Source organism: Dinoroseobacter sp. S76 (genome assembly GCF_049801095.1).
Classification (GTDB): domain Bacteria; phylum Pseudomonadota; class Alphaproteobacteria; order Rhodobacterales; family Rhodobacteraceae; genus Dinoroseobacter.
Genome location: NZ_JBNAGH010000001.1, coordinates 891,759 through 917,576 on the forward strand (window position 1 = coordinate 891,759; position 25,818 = coordinate 917,576).

General features: G+C 64.4%; 24 protein-coding genes. 17 read left to right on the forward strand and 7 right to left on the reverse strand.

Annotated features, from left to right (window positions below):
* Position 1: 1 nt before the first annotated feature.
* Complete coding sequence (locus ACP153_RS04365) at positions 2-955, forward strand: class II aldolase/adducin family protein (RefSeq protein WP_424969743.1); 954 nt, start codon at positions 2-4, stop codon at positions 953-955.
* On the forward strand, positions 952-2,226 hold the full coding sequence (locus ACP153_RS04370) for an FGGY-family carbohydrate kinase (RefSeq protein WP_424969744.1): 1,275 nt from the start codon (positions 952-954) through the stop codon (positions 2,224-2,226). Before ACP153_RS04365 ends, ACP153_RS04370 begins: the two co-directional genes overlap by 4 nt.
* Here ACP153_RS04370 and ACP153_RS04375 read toward each other — a convergent pair.
* Positions 2,223-2,969, reverse strand: a complete 747-nt coding sequence (locus ACP153_RS04375) for a sulfite exporter TauE/SafE family protein (RefSeq protein ID WP_424969745.1) — start codon at positions 2,967-2,969, stop codon at positions 2,223-2,225. The genes ACP153_RS04370 and ACP153_RS04375 overlap by 4 nt on opposite strands.
* Positions 2,970-3,044: 75 nt before the next feature.
* Between ACP153_RS04375 and ACP153_RS04380 the strand changes: the two genes are divergently transcribed.
* The 5 genes from ACP153_RS04380 (at position 3,045) to ACP153_RS04400 (ending at position 7,515) form a co-directional block, all read left to right on the forward strand.
* The gene (locus ACP153_RS04380; protein WP_424969746.1) at positions 3,045-3,917 is read left to right on the forward strand and encodes a LysR family transcriptional regulator; all 873 of its coding nucleotides are present in this window, start codon (positions 3,045-3,047) and stop codon (positions 3,915-3,917) included.
* Between the two features lie 9 nt (positions 3,918-3,926).
* A complete protein-coding gene (locus tag ACP153_RS04385) occupies positions 3,927-4,931 on the forward strand; it encodes an AraC family transcriptional regulator (protein WP_424969747.1) in 1,005 nt (334 codons plus the stop codon).
* Between the two features lie 96 nt (positions 4,932-5,027).
* Positions 5,028-5,855: an NAD(P)H-binding protein gene (locus ACP153_RS04390; protein ID WP_424969748.1), complete on the forward strand. Its 828-nt coding sequence runs from the start codon at positions 5,028-5,030 to the stop codon at positions 5,853-5,855.
* Between the two features lie 20 nt (positions 5,856-5,875).
* Positions 5,876-6,373 carry a DUF1772 domain-containing protein gene (locus tag ACP153_RS04395; RefSeq protein ID WP_424969749.1) on the forward strand — a complete coding sequence of 166 codons (498 nt, stop codon included), beginning with the start codon at positions 5,876-5,878 and terminating at the stop codon, positions 6,371-6,373.
* A gap of 167 nt (positions 6,374-6,540) precedes the next feature.
* Positions 6,541-7,515 (forward strand): NAD(P)-dependent alcohol dehydrogenase, encoded by a 975-nt coding sequence (locus ACP153_RS04400; protein ID WP_424969750.1) that lies wholly within the window; start codon positions 6,541-6,543, stop codon positions 7,513-7,515.
* Between the two features lie 4 nt (positions 7,516-7,519).
* Here the strand turns inward: ACP153_RS04400 and ACP153_RS04405 are convergent, their stop codons facing one another.
* Positions 7,520-8,404: a LysR family transcriptional regulator gene (locus ACP153_RS04405; RefSeq protein WP_424969751.1), complete on the reverse strand. Its 885-nt coding sequence runs from the start codon at positions 8,402-8,404 to the stop codon at positions 7,520-7,522.
* Between the two features lie 331 nt (positions 8,405-8,735).
* On the opposite strand from ACP153_RS04405, the gene ACP153_RS04410 reads away from it, so the two are divergent.
* The 4 genes from ACP153_RS04410 (at position 8,736) to ACP153_RS04425 (ending at position 13,093) form a co-directional block, all read left to right on the forward strand.
* Positions 8,736-9,701, forward strand: coding sequence for a glycine betaine ABC transporter substrate-binding protein (locus ACP153_RS04410; protein WP_424969752.1), 966 nt, complete (start codon positions 8,736-8,738; stop codon positions 9,699-9,701).
* 76 nt (positions 9,702-9,777) lie between these two features.
* Positions 9,778-10,833: a quaternary amine ABC transporter ATP-binding protein gene (locus ACP153_RS04415; protein ID WP_424969753.1), complete on the forward strand. Its 1,056-nt coding sequence runs from the start codon at positions 9,778-9,780 to the stop codon at positions 10,831-10,833.
* Positions 10,830-12,371, forward strand: coding sequence for an ABC transporter permease (locus ACP153_RS04420; protein ID WP_424969754.1), 1,542 nt, complete (start codon positions 10,830-10,832; stop codon positions 12,369-12,371). The genes ACP153_RS04415 and ACP153_RS04420 overlap by 4 nt, the downstream gene beginning before the upstream one ends.
* On the forward strand, positions 12,368-13,093 hold the full coding sequence (locus ACP153_RS04425; RefSeq protein WP_424969755.1) for an alpha/beta fold hydrolase: 726 nt from the start codon (positions 12,368-12,370) through the stop codon (positions 13,091-13,093). Before ACP153_RS04420 ends, ACP153_RS04425 begins: the two co-directional genes overlap by 4 nt.
* Here ACP153_RS04425 and ACP153_RS04430 read toward each other — a convergent pair.
* A complete protein-coding gene (locus ACP153_RS04430; RefSeq protein ID WP_424969756.1) occupies positions 13,090-13,992 on the reverse strand; it encodes a LysR family transcriptional regulator in 903 nt (300 codons plus the stop codon). The two genes, ACP153_RS04425 and ACP153_RS04430, sit on opposite strands and share 4 nt — an antisense overlap.
* A gap of 112 nt (positions 13,993-14,104) precedes the next feature.
* Between ACP153_RS04430 and ACP153_RS04435 the strand changes: the two genes are divergently transcribed.
* A complete protein-coding gene (locus tag ACP153_RS04435) occupies positions 14,105-15,178 on the forward strand; it encodes a D-cysteine desulfhydrase (protein WP_424969757.1) in 1,074 nt (357 codons plus the stop codon).
* A gap of 18 nt (positions 15,179-15,196) precedes the next feature.
* Here ACP153_RS04435 and ACP153_RS04440 read toward each other — a convergent pair whose 3' ends face one another.
* Positions 15,197-16,792: a GMC family oxidoreductase gene (locus ACP153_RS04440; protein WP_424969758.1), complete on the reverse strand. Its 1,596-nt coding sequence runs from the start codon at positions 16,790-16,792 to the stop codon at positions 15,197-15,199.
* A gap of 110 nt (positions 16,793-16,902) precedes the next feature.
* Here ACP153_RS04440 and ACP153_RS04445 point away from each other — a divergent pair, with 110 nt between their 5' ends.
* From ACP153_RS04445 to ACP153_RS04460, 4 genes are all read left to right on the forward strand, one after another.
* Positions 16,903-18,132, forward strand: coding sequence for a TRAP transporter substrate-binding protein (locus tag ACP153_RS04445; RefSeq protein ID WP_424969759.1), 1,230 nt, complete (start codon positions 16,903-16,905; stop codon positions 18,130-18,132).
* Between the two features lie 106 nt (positions 18,133-18,238).
* A complete protein-coding gene (locus ACP153_RS04450) occupies positions 18,239-18,907 on the forward strand; it encodes a TRAP transporter small permease (RefSeq protein ID WP_424969760.1) in 669 nt (222 codons plus the stop codon).
* Positions 18,907-20,265 carry a TRAP transporter large permease gene (locus tag ACP153_RS04455; protein WP_424969761.1) on the forward strand — a complete coding sequence of 453 codons (1,359 nt, stop codon included), beginning with the start codon at positions 18,907-18,909 and terminating at the stop codon, positions 20,263-20,265. The genes ACP153_RS04450 and ACP153_RS04455 overlap by 1 nt, the downstream gene beginning before the upstream one ends.
* Before the next feature lie 11 nt (positions 20,266-20,276).
* The gene (locus tag ACP153_RS04460) at positions 20,277-21,056 is read left to right on the forward strand and encodes an IclR family transcriptional regulator (protein ID WP_424969762.1); all 780 of its coding nucleotides are present in this window, start codon (positions 20,277-20,279) and stop codon (positions 21,054-21,056) included.
* Positions 21,057-21,154: 98 nt separating this feature from the next.
* On the opposite strand, the gene ACP153_RS04465 is transcribed toward ACP153_RS04460, so the two are convergent.
* Complete coding sequence (locus ACP153_RS04465) at positions 21,155-21,979, reverse strand: LysR family transcriptional regulator (RefSeq protein WP_424969763.1); 825 nt, start codon at positions 21,977-21,979, stop codon at positions 21,155-21,157.
* A gap of 82 nt (positions 21,980-22,061) precedes the next feature.
* Between ACP153_RS04465 and ACP153_RS04470 the strand changes: the two genes are divergently transcribed.
* Positions 22,062-23,051, forward strand: a complete 990-nt coding sequence (locus ACP153_RS04470) for an aldo/keto reductase (RefSeq protein ID WP_424969764.1) — start codon at positions 22,062-22,064, stop codon at positions 23,049-23,051.
* 79 nt (positions 23,052-23,130) lie between these two features.
* Here the strand turns inward: ACP153_RS04470 and ACP153_RS04475 are convergent, their stop codons facing one another.
* Together ACP153_RS04475 and ACP153_RS04480 are read right to left on the reverse strand one after the other, a co-directional pair.
* The gene (locus ACP153_RS04475; protein ID WP_424969765.1) at positions 23,131-24,654 is read right to left on the reverse strand and encodes a S8 family serine peptidase; all 1,524 of its coding nucleotides are present in this window, start codon (positions 24,652-24,654) and stop codon (positions 23,131-23,133) included.
* Between the two features lie 11 nt (positions 24,655-24,665).
* Positions 24,666-25,802 (reverse strand): phosphatase PAP2 family protein, encoded by a 1,137-nt coding sequence (locus ACP153_RS04480; protein WP_424969766.1) that lies wholly within the window; start codon positions 25,800-25,802, stop codon positions 24,666-24,668.
* Positions 25,803-25,818 lie beyond the last annotated feature (16 nt).

Sequence of the window (25,818 nt, forward strand, 5' to 3'; positions counted from 1 at the left end):
GATGACCCTCCTCAGCCATGATTTCCGCGCCTTGAGCGCCCGATTGGGCTCCGACCCGCTGCAGGTGCAGGGGCCCGGGGGGAACACCTCGATCAAGGGCGATGGGGTCATGTGGATCAAGGCCTCGGGGACTGAGCTCGCCAATGCGCTCTACGCGCCGATCTTTGTGGCCGTGGATCGCGAGAAGGCCAAGGCGGAGGCGTTTGGCGCGGGCGACGGGACCTGCAAATCGACGGTTCTGGACCCGGAGAACACCCTGCGTCCGTCGATCGAGACGACCTTCCATGCGCTGGTGGATTGGGCTGTGGTCGCCCACACCCATTCGGTGGCGACGCTGGTCCATGCGATCTCCCCCGAGGGGCGGCGCGTGGCAGCCGAGAAGCTCGCGGGCCTGCCGGTGATCTTCGTGCCCTATCACAAGCCCGGCGTGCCATTGACCGGCGCGATTGCCGAGCGCCTGACGCCTGAGACGCAAGTGATCATTCTTGAGAACCACGGGCTGGTTTGTGCCGGGGCAACAGTGGCGGAGGTCTCTGATCTGATCGCGGAAGTTGAGAGGCGGCTCGCGATGCCCGTCCTGACGCCGCCCGTCCCCGCGCCCAGTACCGCCGCGCCGGAGGGCTACACATGGGACGCGGCGGCAACCGTGCTGGCCACCGATACAACGCTTCGCGCTATGGCACTTGGCGGCTCTTATTACCCGGACCATGTGGTGTTTCTCGGGCCAGCCCTGCCCACGGCGCTTGGCCAGTCCGTATGCCTGCAGGGGAGCGAAGGCGCGCTCTTGCAAGATGAGGCCACCTCCTCTCAGGCCGCCATGCTCCGCTGTATCGCGGATGTCCTGACGCGCTTGCCCGAGGGGTGGACGCCCGAGGCCATCGGCCCTGCCGCGGAAGCCGAACTTCTGAACTGGGACGCCGAGAAGTATCGCCAGGCGCTGGCCGCACGCACATGAGCGGTCTTCGCCTCGGCATCGATATCGGCACGTCGGGCATCCGCAGCGCGGTCCTGGAGGCCGATGGCACCCAGATCAGCAGCGCGCGCGCCGCCCATTTGCCCCAGCCCGACCCGGATCGGATTGATGCGGAGGCTTGGTGGCAGGCAACCTGCACCTGCCTCGCCGCCCAAGGCGCTGCGCTGGCCGAGATCGGGCGCGACCTGCGCGAGGTCACCCGGATCGGGATCGATGGGACCTCGGGAACGATGGTTCTGACCGACGCGGCGCTGCGTCCAGTGACCCGCGCGCTCATGTACAATTCCACGGGGTTCGAGGCCGAGGCCAGCCGCATCGCCGCCGCCTGCCCCGGCTCGCATATCGCCAAAGGGTCGAACTCAGCCCTCGCCCGGGCGCTCTGTTTGCAAGACGAAGACACCGACCGGCGCGCCACCCATCTCCTGCATCAGGCGGATTTCATCGCGGCCAAGCTGCTGGGCCAAGGCGGCGTGAGCGATGAGAACAACACCTTGAAGCTCGGCTATGACCCGGAGACGGAGACCTGGCCCGACTGGTTTGCCGCGACCGGGCTGCGGCTCGAGCTGTTGCCCCGAGTTCTGCCCGCAGGTGCTGCGATCGACCGGATCTCGGGCGACGCCGCAGCGGCCCTTGGTCTGTCGCGCGACGCGGTGATCCATGCCGGAACCACGGACAGCATCGCCGCCTTTCTCGCGGCGGCGCCCTTGGTGCCCGGGGCGGCGGTGACCTCGCTCGGCACAACGCTGGCACTCAAGATCCTGTCGCCCAACCGCGTGGATGCCCCGGAACTTGGGCTCTATTCGCACAAACTGGGCGATATCTGGCTCGTGGGCGGCGCGTCCAATACCGGCGGCGGCGTGCTCGCCTCCCTCTTCTCGCCGCAGGAGCTTGCTGCTCTGTCGCGCGAGATTGACCCAACAAAGCAATCGCCGCTCGACTACTATCCCCTGCTGAAACCCGGAGAGCGCTTTCCGGTCAATGACCCGACGCTTGCGCCGCGGATGACTCCGCGTCCGGAGGATGACGCGGCCTTCCTCCATGGCCTGCTCGAGAGCATCGCGCGGATTGAGGCGCAGGGCTATGCCGCAATCGCCGAACGCGGCGGTCCGCAGCCTTCACAGCTCTATACCGCAGGGGGCGGAGCACAGAACCCGGTCTGGACGCAAATCCGCGCGCGCTGCCTTGGGTTGGCGATCCGCGATGCCGGGGATTGCGAGGCGAGCGTTGGAATCGCCCGGCTTATCGGGGCTTAACCGGTCAGGCCGAGATAGACGAGGTTCACTCCGGCCAGGGCGAGCAGCCCATAGGCGATCTTGCCAAAGAGAACCTGCGGCACCCGGTCATGCATGGCAAAGCCCACCGCCACACCGATCCCGAGAAAGGGCAAGAGAGAGGCCGAGGCCCACAGGCTCTCGGTTGAGAAGAGGCCCAGCGCGCCGTAGCCCACCGCCTTGAACAGGTTCAGCATCAGGAAGAAGACCGCGTTCGTTCCGACGAAGGCGGCCTTGTCGAGCCCCATGCGCAGAAAGGTGCCCTTGATCGGTGGCCCGCCCGCATGGGCAATGCAGCCTGCAAACCCCGAGAGCGCGCTCGCCCCGAAGACCAGCGGCCAGGGCGCGCGCGGTTCCGAACCGGCAGGCGGGGCACCGGCCCAAAGGAACCGCGCCACAAAACCCAGCGCCATCACGCCGATCCCCAGCCGCAGCAGCCCGTCATCCACATGGGAGAGGCTCGCAAAGCCCAACCCGATCCCGAACGCCGCCCCCGGCAGAAGCGCGAGGATTACTCCGGCACGCCCAGCGCGGCGGTAGCGCCAGACCGACAGCAGGTCGATCCCCAGAAGGATCGGCAGCAGCAGGACAACCGCCGCTTGGGCCGGCATGACCAGCGCCAGAAGCGGTACACCGAGAATGCCGAGCCCCCCGGCAAACCCGCTCTTGGAGATACCCGTTAACAGAACGGCGAAGGCGGCGAGGAGATAGGCAGTCAGATCCATGGCCATGGGGTAGCGCCCAAGACATAGGACGTGAAACGATTTTACTGGATATCAAAAATCGCGTTTAGTGATTTAATGGCGTTGGATCTGAAACAGGTGGAAAGCTTTGTGGCCGTGGCGGAGACCCGCAGCTTCTCGCTCGCGGCGGAGCGGACCCATACGGTGCAATCGGCGATCAGCGCCCATATCGCGGCACTGGAGGCGCGGCTGGGGCGGCAGCTTGTGGCACGCGGGCGCGGCAAACCGGTGCGGGTCACAGCTGAGGGTGCCGCTTTTCTCGTACAAGCGCGGCGGCTGCTGGCCCTTGCCGAGGAAATGACCCATGGGCCAGCCGCGATCGCCTCACGGCCCACTGTCAAGCTGGGTACGACCGTCACCTTCGCGCTCTCCGTGGTGCCACGGGCCTTGCGCCGACTTGCAGCCGGGACCGGACCGAAGCTCGACGTCACCACCCGAACAGCGCGGAGCCATGACCTGCTTGATCTGCTCGATCGGGGGGAGATCGATATGGCTGTCGTCCTCGATCAGGGGCCAAGGCCCAGTCGCCGGGTCACCCTGCCCAGCGATCTGATCTGGGTGGGGGCCGCGCCACTCGCCTGGCAAGCCGGGGCCCCCCTGCCCCTCGCCTTTCTGGAGGATGCGCGGGATCTCCGGCGCCATGCGTTCGCGGCGCTCGATCCCCATCCCGAGATCACACCAGTGCTGCGCACGGCGCCGGATCCGGTAGGCTTGCGCGCCACATTGGCGGGCGGTGAGGCGATCACGTTGCTGCCAGCAATCGCTCGCACCGCGCCGCTGGCCGATCTCGGGCCAGAGCTTGGGTTGCCGCCGCCCGGTCAGGTGCAGATCTCGATCTACGGCCCCGAGCGCGGCGCGTCTGCCACGGCCCTGCGCGAAGCGCTGACCCATGTGCTCAGCATGCTTAACGCTCCCGCTGCCTTGCGGTAACTTGGCCCCATGGGCTCCGTGACGTCGCTTTTTGTACGCAAAATGGTGGCCGCGGCCGGGCAGGCCGTGGACGGCGATGCCCTGCTGGCGTCTGTCGGGATCGACACCGCCGCGCCGGTCGATCCCAAACTGCAGATCTCCGACACGGCCTATTATGACCTGCTGGAGCGGATGGCGGCGCAGATGGATGTCACCGCCCTGCCCCTGCGCACCGGGGCCTCCATGCGCTGCGACGAGTATGGCGCGCTCGGGCTCGCCTATAAGACCGCCGCGACGTTGCAAGGCTCCTGCGCGCGGGTGGCGCGCTATGCGCGGCTCTGGACCAGCGTTGTCGAGTATGAGCTCGCGCCCGATGGCGACCGGTCCTGGTTCCTGCTGCACCGGGCCGGGCCACGGCGGCTCGGGCTGCGCCTGTCCAACGAGGCGACCCTGGCCAGCTCCGTCGCGCTGGCGCGGGAGGTCTCGCAAACCGGGCAGTTCCAGCCGCTGGAGGTCCATCTTCAGCATCCGCCGCCAAAGACCCTGCACCACCACGACGCCTATTTCGGCTGCCCGGTCATCTTTGGCTCGGACCGCGACGGGCTGCTGATCAGTGCCGAGGCACTGGCCCGTCCCAACCGGCTGGGAGATCAGGGCATCACCGAGTTTCTGATCGGGCATCTGGATCAGGAGCTCTTGGCCCTGGCCCAGACCACTTCCCTGCAGGACCGCCTGCGCGATGCGATTGCCCGCTCGCTCAGCGAAGGCTTGCCGCGGATGGAGGATATGGCGAACCGTCTCGGCATGAGTGTCCGCTCGCTCCATCGGCGTCTGGCCGAGGATGGACTGAGCTTTCAGACCCTGACCGAGGAAACGCGCCGGGATCTGGCCGAAGGGCTTCTGACGGATGAGCGGTATTCCCTCGCGGAGATTGCCTTTCTGACCGGGTTTTCCGAGCAAAGCTCCTTCACCCGGGCATTCAAGCGCTGGCGCGGCGAAACCCCGGCCCAGTTCCGCAAAACCCGCCAGAGCTGACCGCGTCGGTCAATCCCTTGGCAGCGCCGGTCAAGACCGCCCGCGCCCCCTCCGTCTATCCAGAGCCCATCACAATTCAGCTCAGGAGACAGACAGATGACTTCGCAAACCACCCTCGTGATCGGCGCAAACGGCAAGACGGGGTCCCGCGTGGCGACCCGGCTCGAGGCACGGGGCCTGCCCGTGCGCCGGGTCTCGCGCTCGACGCCCATCGCCTTTGACTGGGATGCCCCGGAAACCTGGGGCCCGGCGCTCGAGGGTATGGACGCGGCCTATGTCACCTATTTCCCCGATCTCGCCTTCCCCGGCGCCGTGGAGAAAGTCGCGGGTTTTGCCAAGACGGCCAAATCCATGGGCCTCGGGCGGTTCGTTCTGCTCTCGGGGCGGGGAGAGCACCATGCGCGGCTCGGCGAAGAGGTCGTGCGCGCCTCTGGTCTCGACTACACCCTGATCCGCTCCGCGTGGTTTGCGCAGAACTTCTCCGAAGGGTATCTGCGCGACCCGCTTCTGTCGGGTGTGCTGCCCATGCCGGGCGGCGATGTGGTCGAGCCGATCATCGATGTGGAGGATATCGCCGATGTGGCCGTCGCCGCCCTGACCGAGCCGCAGCATGGCGGCAAGCTCTATGAGGTCACGGGCCCGCGGCTCCTGACCTTTGCCGAGATGGCCGACACGCTGGCCCAGGCGATCGGGCGCCCCATCCAGCATATCCCGATCAGCTTTGAAGAGTTCCACGCGGGGATTGCCGAGAGCGGCGGTGAGTTTGTCGCCGATGTCTTCACCGCCATCGCCCGCGAGACCCTGGACGGGCGCAACGCCCAGACCAGCGACGGGGTCTTCCAGGCGCTGGGCCGCCCGCCCCGGGATTTCGCCGATTTCGCCGCTCGGGCCGCCCAGGCCGGGGCCTGGTCCGTCGCCGCCTAACCCTGCTCAGGAGACCTCTTATGTCGATGCTCTTCCTCTTTCTGATGCAGATCGCCATCCTCGCCTATGCGCTGGTCGGCGGCGTCTTCCTCGCCTTCTCGGATTTCATCATGCGCTCTCTGGCCCTGTCGGGGGCCGGAGCGGGCACCATGCAGGTGATCAATCGCGAGGTGTTCCGCTGGATTTTCATGGGGCTGTTTCTCGGGCTCGCCCCCCTCTCCATCGCGCTGGCGCTTTATGCGCTCCTGGCGCTGGACGGGCATGGCGGCGCGCTGATCGCCGTGGCCGGGCTGATCTATGTGGTCGGCGTCTTTGGGGTCACGGTCCTGCGCAATGTGCCCCTCAACAACGCGCTGGCCGAGCTGAGCCTTGATGCGCCCGAGACCGAGCGGTTCTGGACAGGTGTCTACCTGCCGCGTTGGACCTTCTGGAACACGGTGCGGGCCGGGGCCTGCACCCTGTCAGCGGCCTTTCTGCTGCTCGGGGTCTGGGCGAGCCTGCAAGGCACGCTCGTCTGACCCGATCTGCGGCGCACGTTTCGGCCGGGCTCAGCGCCCGGCCTTTTTTCTATGCGGTTTGCGCATAGCCGCTTGGACTGACCTAGCGTCACAAAGCGCGCCCTCTGGACCTGTGCCGAGCCATCCGCCATCACCACGCTGATTTCGATGACGCAAGGATCCCCGTGATGAAAGCCCTGACCTATGCCCGATATGGTGGCCCTGATGTGGTACAGATCTCCGATCTTCCGCGCCCGGAGGCTGGGGCGGGGGAGCTGCTCATCCGGGTTCATGCCAGCGCGGTGAACACCGCCGACTGGCGGCTGCGCGCGGCGGCGTTTCCCGGCATCATGGCGATCCCCGGACGGCTGATGTTCGGTCTGACGCGGCCTCGGAACCCACAAATGGGGTCGGAATTCGCCGGGGTGGTCGAAGCGGTCGGGGACGGAGTGACCCGCTTTGCCCCCGGAGACCGGGTGTTCGGAATGCAGCCCAATGGCGGCGCCAGCGCGGAATACATCGCGGTGGCTGAGGACAGCGCCGTCGCGCCCATGCCCGAGGGGCTGAGTTTTGACGAAGCTGCGGCCCTGCCCTTTGGCGGGCTCTGTGCGCTGGTCTTCCTGCAGGACTTCGCAAATCTGGAGCAAGGGCAGCATGTGCTGATCATCGGGGCCTCCGGCGGGGTCGGCACCTACGCGGTGCAGATCGCAAAGGCCCTCGGGGCCGAGGTGACCGGGGTCAGCGGGCCGGACAGCCAGGGTTTTGTGACAGGTCTCGGGGCGGATCACGTGGTGAATTACCGCGAGACCCGGCTCGCGGATCTGCCGGGCGGCTATGATCTGGTCTTCGACACGGTCGGGGTCGCCAGCCCGGGGCAGGCCCTTGGGCTGCTGAAACCCGGCGGCCTGTTCCTGCCCCTCAATTTCGGTTTGCGCGAGATCGGCGCGGCCCTGATGAACCCGTTGCGCGACCGGAAGATCCGGCTGGAGGTGAACCCGGACCGGGCCGAGGATCTGACCCGGCTGGCCGCGCTTGTGGCGGCGGGCAAGCTTCGCCCGGTGATCGATACGCGCTTCCCGCTGGACGAGGCCCGCGCCGCCCATGCCAAGGTGGAGACCCGGCACCGGCAGGGGTCGATCATCCTGACCATGCCCGAGGCTTGACCCCTCAGAGCAAGCGCCAGACCTCCTGCGCCGGTTGGTCAAACGGGACCTGACTGGCAAAGGCCGATACCGTAAGCTTGGCAATCCAGGCCGGGCCCCCGATCGGCACGACCTGCCCGGTTTCAAGCTCACGGGCGATCGCGCTCTCCGGCATCCAGGCAAAGCCGCATCCCGCCATCAGCCGCCGCTTGATCGCTTCCACCAGCCCGTCCACATAAAGGGTCTTAGCCGCCAGAGGCTTTCCGCCCACGGTGGCCTCGACCACCATGCCCAGAAAGCTCGACCGCTCATAGGCGAGATAGGGCAGCCGCCCGGCTGTGGGCTGATCCAGATCCCAGCCCTGCTCCACCACCTGGCTGCGCAAGGCAACCGGGATCAAGCGCTCAACCTGCAGATCCTTGCGCGCAAACCGCGCCTCGTCGATCTCCAGCGAGACCGAGGGGTGACTGTAGCAGAGCATGATGTCCACCGCGCTCTCGACCAGAAGCTCGCAACAGGTGTTGAGGCTCTCGGAGATGACCCGGGTGCGCAGGTCCGGCAGATCCCGCTGCATCGCATCGAGCCGCCCCGCCAGCACATGGATCGAGATTGTCGGCAGAACCGACAGACGGACGAAGCGGTTCTCCCCTTGATCCGCATCGCGCAGGGATTGCCTCGCCTCGGAGAGGCGCGAGACCGCCGCAACGGCCACCGGCAGGAAGGATTGCCCGGATTCGGTCAGCTCCACCGGATATGTCGCGCGATTGACCAAAGGCAGGCCCACCCAACTCTCCAACGCCTTAATTCTTCGGCTAAAGGCGGACTGAGTGATGCTTCTTTCATCAGCTGCCCGCGTAAAGTTCTGTGTCCGGGCCAGACACTCGAAATCTCGCAACCAATTGAGATCCATGATTTCCCCATGTTTTCAGAGGCTTTCCCAAAAATCGCATCAAACTATGCAAATCCGGAATAGTTTAATGAGTACTTCGAATTTGCCCCGGGTAAAACCCCCGCTCTAGAGTTTCGCCATGAAGAGACACCCCGCTCAGGCCGAAATCACTTCATCCCGGATGCATCGGGCTTCGATGCGGTCCCAAATGCTTGGCCCGGTCCACTCACGAACAATCCCCGCTCACGGGGCGACCGACCACCGCAGCCCCCTCGATCAAAGGGGTGCTGCGGGCGCGCCAAGATAACATCCCCGTCGGTTGAACCGGCGGCCCCCAACACAGGAGACGACTATGGATCTGAACATGAAATCGCTGGGTATGGCGACCGCACTGAGCGTGCTGGCCCTGCCTGCCTTTGCCGCCGAAGAGGTCAAGATCGGCGTGCCGTCCTGGACCGGTGCCCAGGCCATTGCCTATGTGCTGGGCGAGGTCGTGGAATCGCGGATCGGCGGCGAAGTCGAGTATGTGCCCGGCAACAACGCCACGATCTTCCAGGCTATGGACCAGGGTAAGGGTGACATCGATGTGCACCCGGATGTCTGGCTGCCGAACCAGGAGAGCTTCACCAAGAAATACGTGGATGAAGCCGGCACCGTAACCCTGTCCTCGAACCCCTATCAGGGCAATCAGGGCTTCTGCGTCACGCAGGATTTCGGCGAAGCCAACGACATCACCGACATCGCTGATCTGGGCCGTCCCGATGTGGCCGCGCTGATGGATAGCGATGGCAACGGTCTGGGCGAGATGTGGATCGGCGCGCCGGGCTGGGCCTCGGCCAATGTGAACGAGGTCAAGACTCGGGACTATGGCCTGATGGACTTCATCGAGCCCATCCGGGCCGAGGAAAGCGTGAAGACCGCGCGCATCAAGGACTCGATCGCCAAGGGTGAAGGCTATGCCTTCTATTGCTACAAGCCCCATGCGGTGTGGTTCATGTTCGACGTGCAGATGCTGACCGAGCCGACCTTTGATCCGGAAAAATACGTGATGGTTCAGCCCTCGGACGACGCGGATTGGTTCGAAAAGTCCATGGTTGCCACCAAGGACGCGCTGAAGGACGTCCAGATCGCCTGGTCGAACTCCCTCGTGGATCGCTCGCCGGCCATCGCGGAATTCTTCGCGAACTTCCAGCTCACCGCTGACGATGTGAGCCAGCTGGCTTTCGAGATCAGCGCCAATGGCAAGACCCCGGCCGAAGTTGCCGAAGCCTGGGTGAATGCCAACAATGATCGCGTGGACGGCTGGCTCGGCCTCTGATCCGACCCCCGATCACACCCAACGGCACCGGGTCTCCGGTGCCGTTTCCCGAACGCCCCAGCAGGAACAGAGCGCCATGACCGATGAGACCGTCATCGAAATCTCCAACGTGTGGAAGATCTTCGGTGCCAATGCCCAGGCCGCCCTGGCCGCAATCCGAGACCGCGGGATCGGCAAGGCCGAAGTGCTGGCGGAGTTCAACTCCGTGGTTGGCGTCGCCGATGTCAGCCTGTCGGTCAATCGCGGCGAGATCTTTTGCATCATGGGCCTGTCGGGCAGTGGCAAATCCACGCTCGTGCGCCACTTCAACCGCTTGCTTGAGCCCACGGCGGGCAAGATCGAGATCGAGGGCACCGATGTGATGGCCCTCGCCCCTGCCGAGCTGCAGCGGTTCCGCAACCAGAAAATCGGCATGGTCTTTCAGAACTTCGCGCTGATGCCCCACCGCTCGGTGCTCGACAATGTCGCCATGCCGCTGGAGATCCGCAAGGTCCCGAAGAACGAGCGCATGCGCCAGGCCGCCGCGATCCTCGACATCGTGGAGCTCGGGGCCTGGGGCGCGAAATTCGCCCATGAGCTCTCGGGCGGGATGCAGCAGCGGGTGGGCCTTGCCCGGGCGCTGGCGGCAAACCCCGATGTTCTGCTCATGGACGAGCCCTTCTCGGCGCTCGACCCGCTGATCCGGCGCCAGTTGCAGGATGAATTCATCCGCCTGTCGAAGATCCTCAAGAAAACCACGATTTTCATCACTCATGACCTGGACGAGGCTGTGCGGATCGGCGACCGGATCGCGATCATGCGCGACGGCAAGATGGTCCAGATGGGCACCGCCGAGGATATCGTGATGCATCCGGCCGATGACTATGTGGCCGACTTCGTCGCCGGGATCTCGCGCCTCAAGGTGGTGCATGCCCATGCGGTCATGCAGCCCATCGAGGCCCATGTGGCGGCCCATGGCCCGCTTTCTGCAGATGCCCCGCGGGTCGATGAGGCGGAAAATCTCAGCACTCTGATCAACCTCGCCATCGATGACGATCACCCGATCGTCGTGCAGGACAAAGGCAAGGACACAGGCATTATCACCCGCGCCGATCTGCTGCGCACCGTGATCGAGGGGACGGAAGTATCATGAAAGACAGCGACATCAATCCGCTCGAAGACACGGAATCCGAAGCCGCACTGGCCTATGCCGCCGAGCGCAAGGAGAACATCGCCACCTTCGTGCGCACGAACCCCGACTATTACACAGCGATGTTTGACAAGATCGGGGCCTCGTCCAAATTCGTGCCCACGGTCAACATCAATGCGGGCCTGTTCGGGCCGGTCTGGTTCGGTGCGCGGGGCCTGTGGAACTGGGCGCTGGTCTTCCTGATCGTCGAGACCCTCGCCCTTGTGCAGATCGCGCGCGGCCTCTTCGGGGATCTCGCGGCGGATGCCATGGCGCGCATCGCCTCCATCGAAGGCACGCTGGAGCTGCGCCGCCAACAGCTTGCCGCCGCCATCGAGAGCGGCTCGGACCGGGTGGACGCGTTCCGCCGCACGGTGGAATCCCTCGAGGCCAATATCGGCGGGATCCGTGCAGAGGCCGAGGCCATGGCCGCGGAGGGCCCGAGCATCGCGCTCACCGGGCTTGTCATCCTGATCGTGGCCAAGGTTGCGCAGTCCCTCATCGCGAATACGGCGCTCGAAGCGCGGTTTTCCGAATGGCTGAGCGATCGCAGCGTCCGCTCCGGCCTGCCGGTGCAGCACATCGTGCTCAGCGCGATTTTCATGGCGCTGATCGTGGCGACGGCCATGGTCCATTACAGCTTTCCGGGCCGGTTCAACATCCTCAGCACTTTCCCGACGGATCCCGATATCCGGCTCACAGGGATTGCCTGGGTCGAGGATTTTATTGCCTGGACCGTACGCAACACGGAGGCCTTCTTTGATGGTCTGACCCTGGGCATCCGGGCGCTTCTGGACGCGCTCGAAGTGATCCTCGTGCAAACCCCCTGGATCGTGATCGCAAGCTTGATCGTACTGTTGACCTGGCTGACGGCGGGCTTGCGCACGGCGATCTATTCCAGCGCGTTTCTGCTCTACATGGGCCTTCTGGGCTTCTGGGAGGCGGCGATGACCACGCTGGCGCTTCTGGGGACGGCGGCGTGTCTGTCGATTGTGATCGGCATCCCGCTCGGCATGTTCGCGGCGCGGCGGCCCCGGTTCTATGCGGTCATCCAACCGATCATGGACTTCATGCAGACCATGCCCGCCTTCGTCTTCATGGTGCCTGTCATCGCCTTCTTCGGCGTGGGCAAGCCGGCGGCGGTCATCGTGACGATGATCTTCGGCGGCACGCCCGTGGTGCGCCTGACGGTGCTCGGCCTGCGCGGTGTTCCCGAGAGCGTCCGGGAGGCGGCGATCAGTTTCGGCGCCAACAAATGGTACCTGCTGACCAAGGTCGACCTGCCGCTGGCCAGCCCGTCGATCCGCGCAGGCATCAACCAGACGATCATGCTCTCGCTGGCGATGGTCGTGGTGGCCTCGCTGATCGGGGCCAAGGGTCTGGGCGAGGACGTGCTCGAAGCGTTGCAATATGCGAATGTGGGCCAAGGGATCCTCGCGGGCTTCTCGATCCTCTTCTGCGCCATGATCCTCGACCGGATTGTGCAGGGCGGACGTAAATGACGCCACTCGTCTGTGTCCATGGCTTCATGGGCGGCAGCGCACAATGGCAGGCCCAGCGCGAGGCGCTGGGTCCGGATCTGGCAGTGCATGCTGTCGATCTGCCGGGCTATGGAGAGAGCGCGCATCTGGACGCGCCCTGCCAGATCGCCGGATTTGCCCGTTGGGTGCTGGATCAATTGCGGGAACAGGGGCTGGAGCGGTTCCACCTGATGGGCCATTCCATGGGCGGCATGATCGTGCAGGAGATGGTCGCCCAGGCCCCCGAACAGGTCGACCGTCTGATCCTTTACGGCACCGGGGCCAAGGGGATGCTGCCCGGGAGGTTCGAACCCATCGACACGTCCAAGCAGCGGGCGCGCGAGGATGGACCTCGGGACACGGCCCGTCGGATCTCGGCCACCTGGTTCCTCCAGCGGGACGAAAGCCCTGCCTATGAGGCCTGCGCCGCCATTGCCGAACGTGCCAGCCTGCAATCCATCGTCGCCGGCCTCGACGCCATGCGGGATTGGAGCGGGGAGGACGCGCTCTCGGACATCCATGCGCGCACGCTGGTGGTTTGGGGCGACCATGACCGCACCTATCCCTGGAGCCAGACCGAGCGGCTCTGGCAATCCATCGACGGGGCGAGCCTCGCGGTGATCCCGAACTGCGCCCATGCGGCCCATCTGGAGAAACCGCATCTCTTCAACGAGATCGTCGGGGACTTCCTGCGGGCGTCCTAGCCTTCCGGGCGGGCGCGGGTCGTGAGCTGATCCAGCAGGAGCTCGGCGCTGCGATCCTCGCGTCGCGCATAGAGCGTGATCTGTAGCCCGATCTGACCATAGCTGGGCGCGAGGGCGCGCAGCCGCCCAGCCTCCAGATCCGCGACGCACATGGCGTGGGGCAGCCAGCCGACCCCGAGGCCCCGGCGCACCATCTCATGGATCCCGTTGGAAAACGCCGTCTCACAGACCGGGTTCTGGGCCTGCTCCACCGTCCCGAAGGCGCAGCGCGCAGCACTCAGCGCCTGCCCGAACGAGCTCTGGACCGGATAGACAATCGCGGGTGTGTCGGCGGGCACGGTGCCATCGGTGCGCAACCGGTGCCGGATCTGTCCGCCCACCACGGGGATGAGCTGATCGCGGCCCCAAACCTCCCGCCGGACGGAGGCATCAAAGGGCATCGGCCCGGTCAGCTGCGTCTCGTGGGAGAGCAGCATCCCCGTATCCCCGCGCAGAAACATGGACACGCATTCGCTGCGATTGCCCGGGCGCAAACGCACCCGCAGGGCGGGCAGCACCTGCCGCGCGTGGAGGGCAATGTCGGGAAAGACCGACGAGATCAGCGCGTGCTGGGCCGCCATCTCAACCACGCTGCCTGCGGGATCGTAGCGCGCGATGCGGCCCTTGAGCTCCCGGATCCGGTCGATCAGGGCGCGGATTTCGTCCTCATTGGCGATAAGCGCCGGATCGATCTCAATATGGTTGGAGCCCCGGGCGAGGATCTCTGTTCCGAGCCAGGTTTCGAAACTGCGGATGCGGCGCGAGAAGGCGGGTTGAGTGATGTTCCGCCGCGCGGCGGCCCGGCTCATATTGCCCTCTTCGAGCAGGATCAGCACATCCTCGAGCCATTGCATATCCATGTGTCACGCCCTCTGCTCATACAATCGCTTTGACTGGACTGCGAAGATAGCACTCTTCAAGCGCGCCAGCCAAATGTATGCTTGGGCCAACAGGACCCAAAAGGCAAAGACCATGACGACAGCAGCACCCCAAGAGGACACGGATTTTCAGGCAACCCTGCGCAAGGAGCTGGCCACGACCCTCGCCACCTTCCCGCGCATCCGCTTCGGGCATCTGCCCACGGCGCTGGAGCCCATGGACCGGCTGAGCGAGCTTCTGGGTGGGCCGCGGCTCTGGGTGAAGCGGGATGATTGCACCGGCCTGTCCTCGGGCGGCAACAAGACCCGCAAGCTGGAATACCTGATGGCGGATGCGCAGGCCAAAGGCGCGGATACGATCATCACCCAAGGCGCGACCCAGTCAAACCACGCGCGCCAGACGGCGGCGGCCTCGGCCAAGCTGGGCCTCGACTGCCACATCCTGCTGGAGGATCGGACGGGCTCGAATGATCCGGCCTATATCCTGAACGGCAATGTCCTGCTGGACCGGCTGCATGGGGCGAGCGTCTCCAAGCGCGCGGGCGGCGCGGATATGAATGCCGAGATGGAAACGCTGGCCGAGACCCTGCGGGCCGAGGGCAAGTCGCCCTATATCATCCCCGGCGGTGGCTCGAACCAGATCGGCGCGCTCGGCTATGTGAACTGCGTGCGCGAGATGGCCGATCAGGCCGCCGAGATTGGCCTGTCGATCGATGCACTGGTCCATGCCACGGGCAGCTCAGGCACCCAGGCCGGGCTGGTCACGGGTCTCGCGGCGCTTCAGAGCGACGTGCACCTTCTAGGGATTGGTGTGCGCGCGCCGCAAGAAAAGCAGGAACAGATGGTCTATGATCTGGCCTGCAAGACCGCGGATCACCTCGGCACCGGGCTCGAGATCGCGCGGGATCAGGTGCGCGCCAATTGCGACTATGTGGGGCCGGGCTATGGCCTGCCGACGGAGGGTATGATCGAAGCGGTGAAGCTTTTGGCGCGGACCGAAGGCCTGCTCTTTGATCCGGTCTATTCCGGCAAGGGGCTCGACGGGCTGATCGACCAGATCAAGAAGGGCTACTTCGCGGGTCTCGACAATGTCGTCTTCCTGCACACGGGCGGTAGTGCTGCGCTCTTCGGCTATCCCGAAACCTTCGAGCTGCACGGCTACAGCTAAGCCCGCCGGGCGACGCCCTCAGGCGTCGCTCAGCACCAGATCGCTGGCCTTTTCACCGATCATGATGGCGGGGGCATTCGTGTTCCCGCTGACAATCTCCGGCATGATCGAGCAATCGGCGACCCGCAGATTGCCGATCCCGTGGACCCGCAGGTCCGCCCCGACCACGGCCCCTTCCCCGGAGCCCATCGCGCAGGTGCCCGTGGGGTGATAGATCGATACCGAGTTCGACCGCGCCCAATCCAGCGTGCCGTCATAGTCATCCTGAGACAGGTCTGCGGTGGGCCGGAACTCTTCCGAGATTTTCGAGGCCAGCGGCGCATGCTGCGCGATCTTGCGGGCCACATTCACCCCGGCGACGATCGTCTGGCAGTCGGTCTCGGTCGACAGATAGTTCGGGTGGATCTTGACATAGCTTGACGGATCCGGCCCGTTCAGGCGTAGGCTGCCGCGGCTTTCGGGCCGGAGCTGACAGACCGACATGGTGAAGGCCGAGAAGGGATGCACCCCTTCGCCCGGGCTGTCTGCCGACCAGGGCTGCACGTGGAACTGGATGTCCGGGGTCTCAACCTCGGGCCGTGTCTTGATGAAGCCGGTCGCAAGGCTCGCGGCCATGGTCATCGGCCCCGCCCGGAACATCGCGTATTTCAGGGCGATCCGCGCCTGATTGAAAAGACTGCGCACCTCGTCATTCAGGGTCGGCTCATTGCACTTATAGACCAGCCGCGCTTGCAGGTGGTCCTGCAGGCCCTGCCCCACGCCAGGCAGGCTGTGCACCGGCTCGATCCCGTTTTCCTTCAGGTGGTCCGGATCGCCGATCCCCGACAGCATCAGCATCTGCGGCGAGTTGATTGCCCCACCGCTCAGAATGATGTCGCGCTTTACGATCAGGGTCTGCTCGGTCCCGGACTTGTCGCGATAGCGCAGCCCGGTCGCCTTCTTGCCGTCCAGCACGATTCGCGTCACCAGCGCATTGGTGATGATGTTGAGATTCGCGCGCTTCTTCGCGGGCTTGAGATAGGCCACCGCCGAGCTGCAGCGCCGCCCGTCCCGGGTGGTGAGCTGGAAGTACCCGACCCCCTCCTGCGTGGCGCCATTGTAGTCCGGATTGAACGGGTATCCCGCCTCTTGCGCGGCGGCGACCCAGGCATCGCAAATCGGGCGCTGGATCCGCATATTCGAGACCGAGAGCGGCCCACCCGTGCCGTGATAGGCGTCCTCGCCGCGCTCCTGATCCTCGCTCCGGCGGAAGAGCGGCAGGACATCATCCCAGCCCCAGCCTGCATTGCCCATTTGACGCCAGCGATCGTAATCCTCTTTCTGGCCGCGCACATAGAGCAGCCCGTTGAGCGAGGAAGACCCGCCCAGAACCTTGCCCCGGGGCCAGTCGATGGAGCGTCCGTTCAGGCCCGGATCGGGCTCCGTCCGGTAGCACCAGTCCACCTTGGGGTTGTGCATGGTCTTGAAGTAGCCAACGGGGATATGGATCCAGGGGTTCGTATCCGGCCCGCCCGCCTCAAGCACAGCGACCCTGTTTTTCGGGTCTGCACTCAGGCGATTGGCAAGCACACAGCCTGCAGAACCGGCCCCCACAATGGCATAATCGACCTCCATTTCACGTCCCCTCCCGTCGTCCGTGAAAAAAACTCTATGCAAATTGCGATTACTAAACTAGCATTTTTTGATACAAAAGGTCTCAAAAATTGCAAAACGGGAGGAAAGCAATGGGAGTATATGATCGGATCAAGGGAGTCTCGCGTCGAGATTTCTTCAGGATCGCAGGGACTTATGGCATGAGCTCGACCCTGCTCGCGGCGGGCGCCTTTGGCGGGGCCATGACCGCAGGCAATCTCGCGAAAGCCGCTGAGTCCACCTATAACAAACGCTTCTCCAAGGAAGCCAAGCACACGTTGAAGTTCGGCGCCGCCGGTTTCAACCCCCAAAACCTGTTGATCGAGCGCGCGGGCTGCCTGGAATTTGCCCGCGATCTTGAAGAGCGGACCGATGGCGAGATTCGCATCGAGTTCATCGGCAACAACCAGATCTGCGGTCAGCTCTCCTGTGTGGAGAAGGCGCAGCAGGGCATCATCGACCTCTATGCGGCCTCGACCCAGAACTCCGCAGGCGGCGCGCCCTATCTGAACGTGCTGGACTATGCCTACATGTTCCGCTCGCGCGCGGACCAGTACTACTTCATGTACTCGCCCGAATCGCAGCGCATCCTGCGGGATCCGTTCGAGAAGCGGCACGGCCTGAAGTTCCTCTTCACCCATGCGGAACTGCGCGGCATCCAGCTGGGTCTCAGCTGGCAGGACAAGGACACCGTCACCAGCATCGACCAACTGAACGGCACCAAGAACCGGGTGACGGGCACGCAGCTGGGCCGGATCGCCATGCAGGCGCTTGGCCTGAACCCGGTGCCGGTGGCCTGGGAAGAGACCCTCGACGGCCTGAAGCAGGGCCTGATCGATGGCGCCGAGACATGGGCTTCGGCCGTGGCCTACGCCAACATGTCGCCTGTGGTCAGCCAGTGTGTGGACCTGCGCTTCTTCTGCGGGACCGAGCATACGGCCATGACGTCCAAGGCCTTCGACGGGCTGAGCGGCGAGCTGCAGGATGCGGTGATGGAATCCTCGTATCTCACGCAGGTGCATGTGCAGGCGGCCAACGAAGCCGCACTGGTCAACACCGTCGGCTTCACCGATCCGCCCATGCCGGGCACGATCTTTGCCGAGAACAACGTGCGGGTGGCCAAGCTCTCTGACGCCGAAATCAAGAAGGCCGAAGAGATGTGCTCGCCCGAGTTCCAGCCGCAGCTCTGGGAGCAGTGGCGCGAGCGGATCAACAACTGGGCCGGTGGCATCGACACCTACCAGGACATCTACAACGAGGTGCGCAACAACCCGCATACCCTCGCTGAGAATGTTGAGCCCCGCCGGTGGTGGAAAGGCTAAGGCTCACGCCCTAGACTACGGTGGCCGGCCCCAGAGCGGGGCCGGTCGACCACACGACACCCCACAGGGCCTAACCCGCGGTGCGGAGTATAGGGCGGAGGGACCGATGGAGATCTGGTCCGATTTGGGTGCATTGATCAGCGCCCTAGGCAGTCAGGATTCCTGGACGATCCGCCAGGCACTGACCCCCAACACAGTCTACATTTTCGGGGCGGCGTTTCTGGTCGTGTCGGGCTTGGTTCTGGCCTGGATTTACCACCATGTCCCGATCGTCGAGCGGTATTTCGAGCGGACGGTCATGGTGACCTGCTATCTCGCGACTGCGGGCATCATCTTTTGGGGCGTGATCGACCGCTTCATCTTTTCGAACCAGCAGCCCTGGTCGACGACCATCCCCCCGTTCCTCTTCATGATCATGGCGCTCTTCGGCGGGGCCTATAACATTCGCCTGAGGACCCATCTGAGCTTCTCTGAATTCCGGACCGTCATGCCGCGCAAGGCGCAATATGCCTGCCTCTGCCTCGATTTCGCCCTGTGGTTCGGCTTTGCGCTGATCCTGCTGGTGACAACACTGCGGGTCGTCGCGCTCTCGGCGTCGAACTTCCAGATCGTGCTGGGCACGGACAACACCATGCAGTGGTGGTTCCTGCTCTCGGCGCCGATTGCCGCGACCCTGATGGCCGCGCGGGCGATCGAGAACATCCAGGATGACACCAAGAACCTGCGCAGCGGTGAGCCGCTGATCAAGCAGGCCGTGATCGGGGGAGATGTCTGATGGCTGACGGAACTCTTGTCACACTGATCTCGGTCGGGGTCACCTTCCTCTTCATGCTGGGCGTGCCGGTCTTTCTGGTCATCGCCTACTGGGTCGTCGGCTGCTCTTTCGTGCTGGGCCTGACGCTCGACAATATGGGCGCCGAGATCCTCAACGTCTTCAACAAGGGCTTTGCCCTTCTCGCAATGCCCCTCTTCATCCTGACCGGGGACCTGATCAACAAATCAGGCATCGCGCGACGGCTCTCGGATTTCGCCTATGCCTGTCTCGGCTGGCTGCGTGGCGGTCTCGCCATGGCGTCGCTCGGGGCCTGTGGTCTCTTCGCGGCGATCTCGGGCTCGAACTCGGCCACCACGGCAACCATCGGCTCCATGCTCCATCCCGAGATGGTCAAGGGCGGCTATGATGAGCGCTTCTCGGCGGCCACCGCAGCTGCCGGCGGCACGGTCGGGATCATCATCCCGCCCTCGATCATCTTCATCGTCTATGGCTTCCTGATGAACCTGCCGATTTCGGACCTCTTTGTGGCGGGCATCATTCCCGGCACGCTGATGGTGGTCGGCATGCAGCTCGCCTGCTGGATCATCTGCCGGATCAATGGCTGGGGCTATCTGATCCCGCTGCAGCTCAACCGGGTGCTCAAGACCGCCTTCGGGGCCTGGCTCGGCTTCTTCGCCATCGGCCTCGTGCTTTGGGGGATCTATACGGGCAAGTTCTCCCCCACCGAGGCGGCGGGCGTGACCGTGGGCTTCTGCATCATCGCGGGGCTTGTATCCTGGCTTCTGACCAAGGTGCTGAGCCTGCGTTCGGACAAGACCTGGGAAGAGAAGAGCTATGGCGAGATGCTGGTCGTCGAGGGCTTCACCCTGCGCCAGATCCCCGGGATCACCATGCGCTCGGCTGAGATTACGGGCATCCTCGCGCCGCTCATCGCCATCTCGGTGGTGATGCAGCAGATCCTCTCGCTCCTCGGTGCGCAGCAGGTGATCGGGGACTTCGTGACCTCCATGGGCGGCTACCACGCGGTGCTCTTTACGGCGATGATCATCGTGTTCTTCTCGGGCATGGTTCTTGAGAGCCTGCCGGTGACGATCATCCTTGCGCCGATCCTCGCACCGATTGCGGCGAGTGTCGGGGTGGACCCGATCCACTTTGCAGTGATCTTCCTCGTGGGGGCTTCGATCGGGTTCATCACCCCGCCATATGGGCTCAACCTTTATGTGGCCTCAGGGGTCACGGGCGTGCCCTATTTCCGGCTTCTGCGCTACACGGTGCCTTATCTTGTGGCACTGATCTCGGTGTGGTTCCTGGTGTCGCTGGTCCCCGATTTAGCCTTGATACTGCTGCCGAATAAGTAACCCTTAGCGGCATGGATGAGACGGTAACACATGAGAAAGACGCCCAGATTCCCACGAACCTGCGGTTACTTCTGATCCTTGAGGAGGTGGCGCGCCGCGGCGTGCCCCTCAAACCGTCTGATCTGATCGAGACCTTGGGGCTCGCGAAGCCCACGGTGCACCGTCTGTTGCAAACCGCCGAGGCCGAGGGTTTCGTGCAGCGCGATCTTGACGGGCGGTCCTATGGGCCGGGGCCACGGCTCCGGCTCTTATCCGTCAACACCATGTCTTCCGAGCATCTGCGCACCGCCCGTCTGGCGATCCTGCGCAGCGTGGCCGAAGAGATTGGCGAGACCTGCAATCTGGCGATCCCGGACCGGGAGGGGATGATCTATCTCGACCGGGTCGAGACGAAATGGCCCCTGCGGATCCAACTGGCCGTGGGGACGCAAGTGCCGTTTCACTGCACGGCAAGCGGCAAGCTCTACCTCTCTACGCTGCGGCGCAAGACCCTGGACGGGTTTCTCGCCGCCGGCAGCCTGCCGGCCAGCACCGAGCAGACCCTGACCGAGCCCGAAGACCTGCGCGAGGAATTGACGACCATCGCGCGGAACGGCTTTTCCACGGATGACGAGGAGTTCATGACCGGAATGGCGGCGGTTGCGGTGCCTATTCTCGACACGCAGCGCCGCCTCGTGGCCTCGCTGGCGGTGCACGCCCCGGTGCAGCGCCATGACCTGTCGGGGCTTCTAGCCTTCCTGCCCGTTCTGCAATCCGGGTCAACGAAGCTCGCCAAACTTCTGGCGAGCTAAGAGCGCCTACGCATGGCCCGGTTTCCTAAGCGTCGCTCGGAGTGGCGCGGTTGGCTCGGCCCCCTGCGGGTCAGCGCCGATTACATGTAATCGGCGCGTCACGCTCCGCTGCAATTGTCTTTCAGTATGGTGACGAGGCGCTCGATCACCGCGCGAACTGCGGGGATGTGGCGATCATCCTGATGCATGACCAGCCATTGGTCATGGGCCAGATCCTCGATCTCTGCGGAGACCCGCATCAGCCCGGCCTCCCGGTCGCCGACAAAGCATGGCAGGACCGCCCGCCCGGCCCCCGCAAGGGCCAGATCGAGCGCATTGCGCGGATGGGTGACCTCAATTCCTTCGCTTCCCCCCGCCTCTGCCGCAACCCAGCGGGACGAGGGCGTCGCGCCCATCACACGGATCCATGGCCGGTCCGCAGGGTCCATCGCGTAGGCCGCAAACGCGATCCGACCGATCTTACGCCCGGCGAGGGACACATCCTCCGGCGGTTGGTTGCGCACCCCGATCAGGGTCTCGCGCCGAGAAATGCTCAGTACCTCTTCCGCCGCGATGAAGCGCAGCTGCGCCCCGCTTTGCCCCAGAAGCTCCGGCACCCGGCGGCAGAGAAGGGCCGTGACCCAGCTCCCGGCGGAGATCTTGATCAGCGGGCGCGCGGGATCGGCAGTCTCCACCAGCGGGAGAAGATCCGTCTCCAGCCCGCAGAGTTTCTCAAAGAACGCCTGCCCCTCCTCCGTCAGCGCATAGCCCCGCGGCATCCGGTGAAACAGCTCCTGCCCCAGCCGTCTTTCCAGCGCGAGCATCCGCCGCCCCAGAGTTGGCGCGCTCTTGCCGGTGGTTTCGGTCGCAGGGGCCAGCCCCTTCCCCCGCGCCACGGCGAGGAACAACCGTAAGTCATCCCAGTCGAAAGTCGTTTCATTCATGAAATGAAAGGTACAGTTTGTTCCGTGGATTGACAGCCCAAGCTTGTCCTAGCCTGAACGCATCTCGCAACGGAGCACGCAGATGCAGTTTCTCGACCACGAAATCGCCCCGCTCGGCATGGGCTGCTGGCCCATTGGCGGCCCGATGTTCTCGGGCGATCAATCCCTTGGCTACAGCAATGCGGAGGACAGCATGTCGATCCGCACGATCCATGCCGCACTGGACGGTGGGATCACCCTGTTTGACACGGCCGCCGCCTATGGCGCGGGGCATTCCGAGCGCTTGCTGGCTCAAGCCCTCGCGGACCGGCCCGACGCGCTGATCGTCACCAAGATCGGCATCGGGATCGACGAGGCGCGCAAGCAGCTCTCCTTCGCCCCGCCACAGCCCGCGGATGTCCTCCCTGCGATCGAAGGATGCCTGCGGCGCCTGAACCGCGACCGGATTGACCTCCTCCTGCTGCACCCGAACGAAACCCCTATCGCCGATGCCGCCCCCCTCTTCGACGCGATGGAGGCCGCGCGCCAAGCCGGCAAGATCCGCGCCTTTGGCTGGAGCACGGACTACTCGGATCGCGCGGTCGCCATGGCCGAGCGGGACGGCTTTGTGGCCATCGAGCACGCCATGAATGTCTTCTTCGACGCAAGGCAAATTCAGGAGACGGCGCGCAGCCATGGCCTCACGACACTCCTGCGGTCGCCGCTGGCGATGGGGGTGCTGAGCGGGAAATACGGGGCGACGGAGCGGCTCGCCAAGGACGATATCCGCGCCTCCGGGGCAACTTGGATGGAATACTTCAAGGACGGCAAGGCGAACCCGGACTTCCTGCGGCGGCTGGAGGCGATCCGGGATCTGCTGACCACGGAAGGACGCTCCCTCGTTCAGGGGGCGCTGGCGTGGATCTGGGCCAGGAACCCGACGAATATCCCCATTCCGGGCGCACGCACGGAAGCTCAGATCACCGAGATCGCCCGGGCGCTCGACGACGGCCCGCTGCCCCCCGCGACGATGAACGAGATCGAGACGCTGCTCGATCGCGACGCTGAATGGAGCATTGAGCGTCCGCGCTAGGCCGGACGTGAAGAAGGCGCGACGTCCCTGCGTCGCGCCCACAATTCTCGGACGGATGACCGCCCCTCAGTTGCTGGTCCTAGTAGAACTTCATCGCCTGTTTGAGGTCGAACAGCACATCCGGGTCCACTGCACCTTTGGTGTTTGCATTGCCATGGAGCATCTTCGCGAGGCTCAACAAGCCGCCCGCGACCGCAGTGGCCGCAGAAGTACCGGAGAACCGCGAGAAAAGCGATCCGATCTCGAGCAGAGGTTCATCCTCGGCTCCGGACAGGCTCGGCATGCTGCTCGGGTTGTAGCCCTGACGCCCGCGCGGATCCAAAGTGATCAGGTCCCGCGGCGTCACCGTCTTGTAGCCCGAGGGCTCCTTGCGCAACTCGGCCAGCTCATAGGCAAAATTGTCGATCACCGTTTCACCCCGGTCGCTGCGCGGCAATTGGGTGCTGATCGTCTTGATCATGCGCCATTCCTTGTTGAGCGGCGGTGAATAGCTGAGCTCCTCTCCCACTTCGTCACAGGCGGTCACGGCCCAGATGTTGTTGTCATCTTCGGCACAAAGACGGGCCGGGAAGACAAGCTGTTCGGCATCCACGTTCCCCGCTGCGCACACCACCGTCGAGACCTTGCTGAGGTCCTTCAGTTTTTGCGCGACCTCTTCCCAGATGTCGGAATCCACCTGCAAAGCCGGATCGTTGGAGAAATCAACGTCATCCTCGTTCTGCTCCAGGGTCCAGGTCGGATCATCCGGATCATGTTGCGGCGCCAGATCCCGGCCATCGGCCCAGGCGGCGGCAACTACGATGACATCCGGTTTCAGGGCAGAGATGTAGTTCAGAGCGCCCAGCACCATGTCCGGATAAGGCGCCGCCGTCAGGCTGATCGGCACGATCCTTGCGAAGGGGTTGATGCCCGCATAGGCCAGCTGCACCGCAACCGTCTCGGAGGGTTTGATGGTCTCCCCGAAGGACACAGCGCTCTGCACCGGCATCTCCGCCGGAATGCTCGCGATGATCCCGGCCACCGCGGTGCCATGGGCCCCGGGCACATATTTCGCGAAATTGCGCCGTTTCGCGGCGAGGCTCGGCTCCTCCTGAGGATCGCCCCCGGGGCGGCCGAAGCTCGCATCCTTGAGGTCCCGAAGGATATCGCCAGAGATCTCCGGGTGCATCTTGCCCCACTCGGAATTGGGCAGGGCCTTGATCTCGGCCTCGGTCAGGTTGTGCGGCACCGGATCCGGCAGCACCTTGACCAGCGCCAGACGCTTCTGGAAATCCTGCAGGCTCAGATCGAAGCTGGGCGTGGGGAAGACCCCTTCATAAAGCACCGAGAAATCCCGCATGAGGGCCTTGTCGATATTCCGCGCGAGGTTCGGATGCCCCGCATCGAGGGGCGTGTCCATGACCACCACGAGTGGCGACTTCGCGCCCCCGTTGATCTTGCTTTCCGCCAGATCCCAGGCCTCGGACTCAAAGGACTCAAGGCTCGAAACCACGCCCAGATCCTTCAGATGCCAGCAGGCTTCGAATTCCGGTCGCAGATGACGTCCCTGAGGGCCATTTGCGACAGCTTCGGCGCGGAGGGCTGAATTGTTATCATTCGACATCAGGACTTCCTTCAATACCATTCGCTGCGCACGCGCAGGATCTGTTCTTCCAGGGCGCGCTCCATCACCGGAGCACACAGGCGCGCGAGCTTCTGGCCGGACTTGGTCTCGGACCGAATGTGAAGCCCGGCATATTCCCGGTTCAACGCAACCTGCCCGGCCGCTCTGTAGAGGGCGAGGATCCCGGAATGCTCCGGCACCGCGCGGGCGAAGATCTCGGCGATCAGGTAGGACTGGAAGGAATGGTTCGACGGATAGCTGTAGAAGGCCGGCACCGGCAGATAGGGCTCGATATGCGGGTTGGTGACATGGGGCCGCTGCGCCGCAAAGCGTTCCTTGTAGAAGAGCCCAATGACATTCCCGAGCCAGAGGACCATCTGGAACAGAACCGCCGTCTCGGAGCTCGGCGCCGAGACATCGGTGCCAAGAGGCGTCATATAGGCGCTGATATCGTTGGTCGCCTCCTGCTGGATGCGCGCGCGCCGCCAGCCGTTTTTGCCTTGCCGCAGGATCTCCTGCTTTTTCAGGACATCGAGTGTTTCGCGATACTGGTCCTCGGGCGAGCGGGGTTTGTCGAGAAACCCGTCCTCGTCGAATTTGTGCCAGCGGAACTCATCGCGCAGATCATAGAGACGGCCGAGCTCGACCCAGGGCGGCAAGATCTGCGGCCATTCCAGGGACGGCGCACCATAGGCCGAGGTCGTGGGCGACGAGATCCCGGAGCGTTTGTGCAGGCCCTTGTGCAGCCCTTTGTGCAACCCCTTGTGGAGGCCTTTGTGCAAAGCCACGCCCTTGTGCAGGCGCCCGCCCTGCGCGCTCGCCCGTGCCGCACTGGCAGTTGCCGATCCGGTGCTGGCACCCGAAAGCGCCTTGGTGAAGGCATCGAAAATCTTTTGAGGGTTCTCATGGGCCGCTGCGTCCCGCATGGCGCTTGCACGGCTGCCCTGACTGTCCCCAAGCGACGGAATGTCGTTGAGAACCTGGGCCATCACCTGCTGTTGCAGAGCGTCGAGGTCCCCGCCAGACCCACCGGACCCGAACATGTTCGGCGGCGCGGCCGGCTCGATTGGTTCGGATGAAATCTGATCGTTGCGCACCACAAGGCGCGCTTTTCGCAATTCGGCTGAAACCCAATTCCCGTCTGCCATCTAATACCCTTCCTGA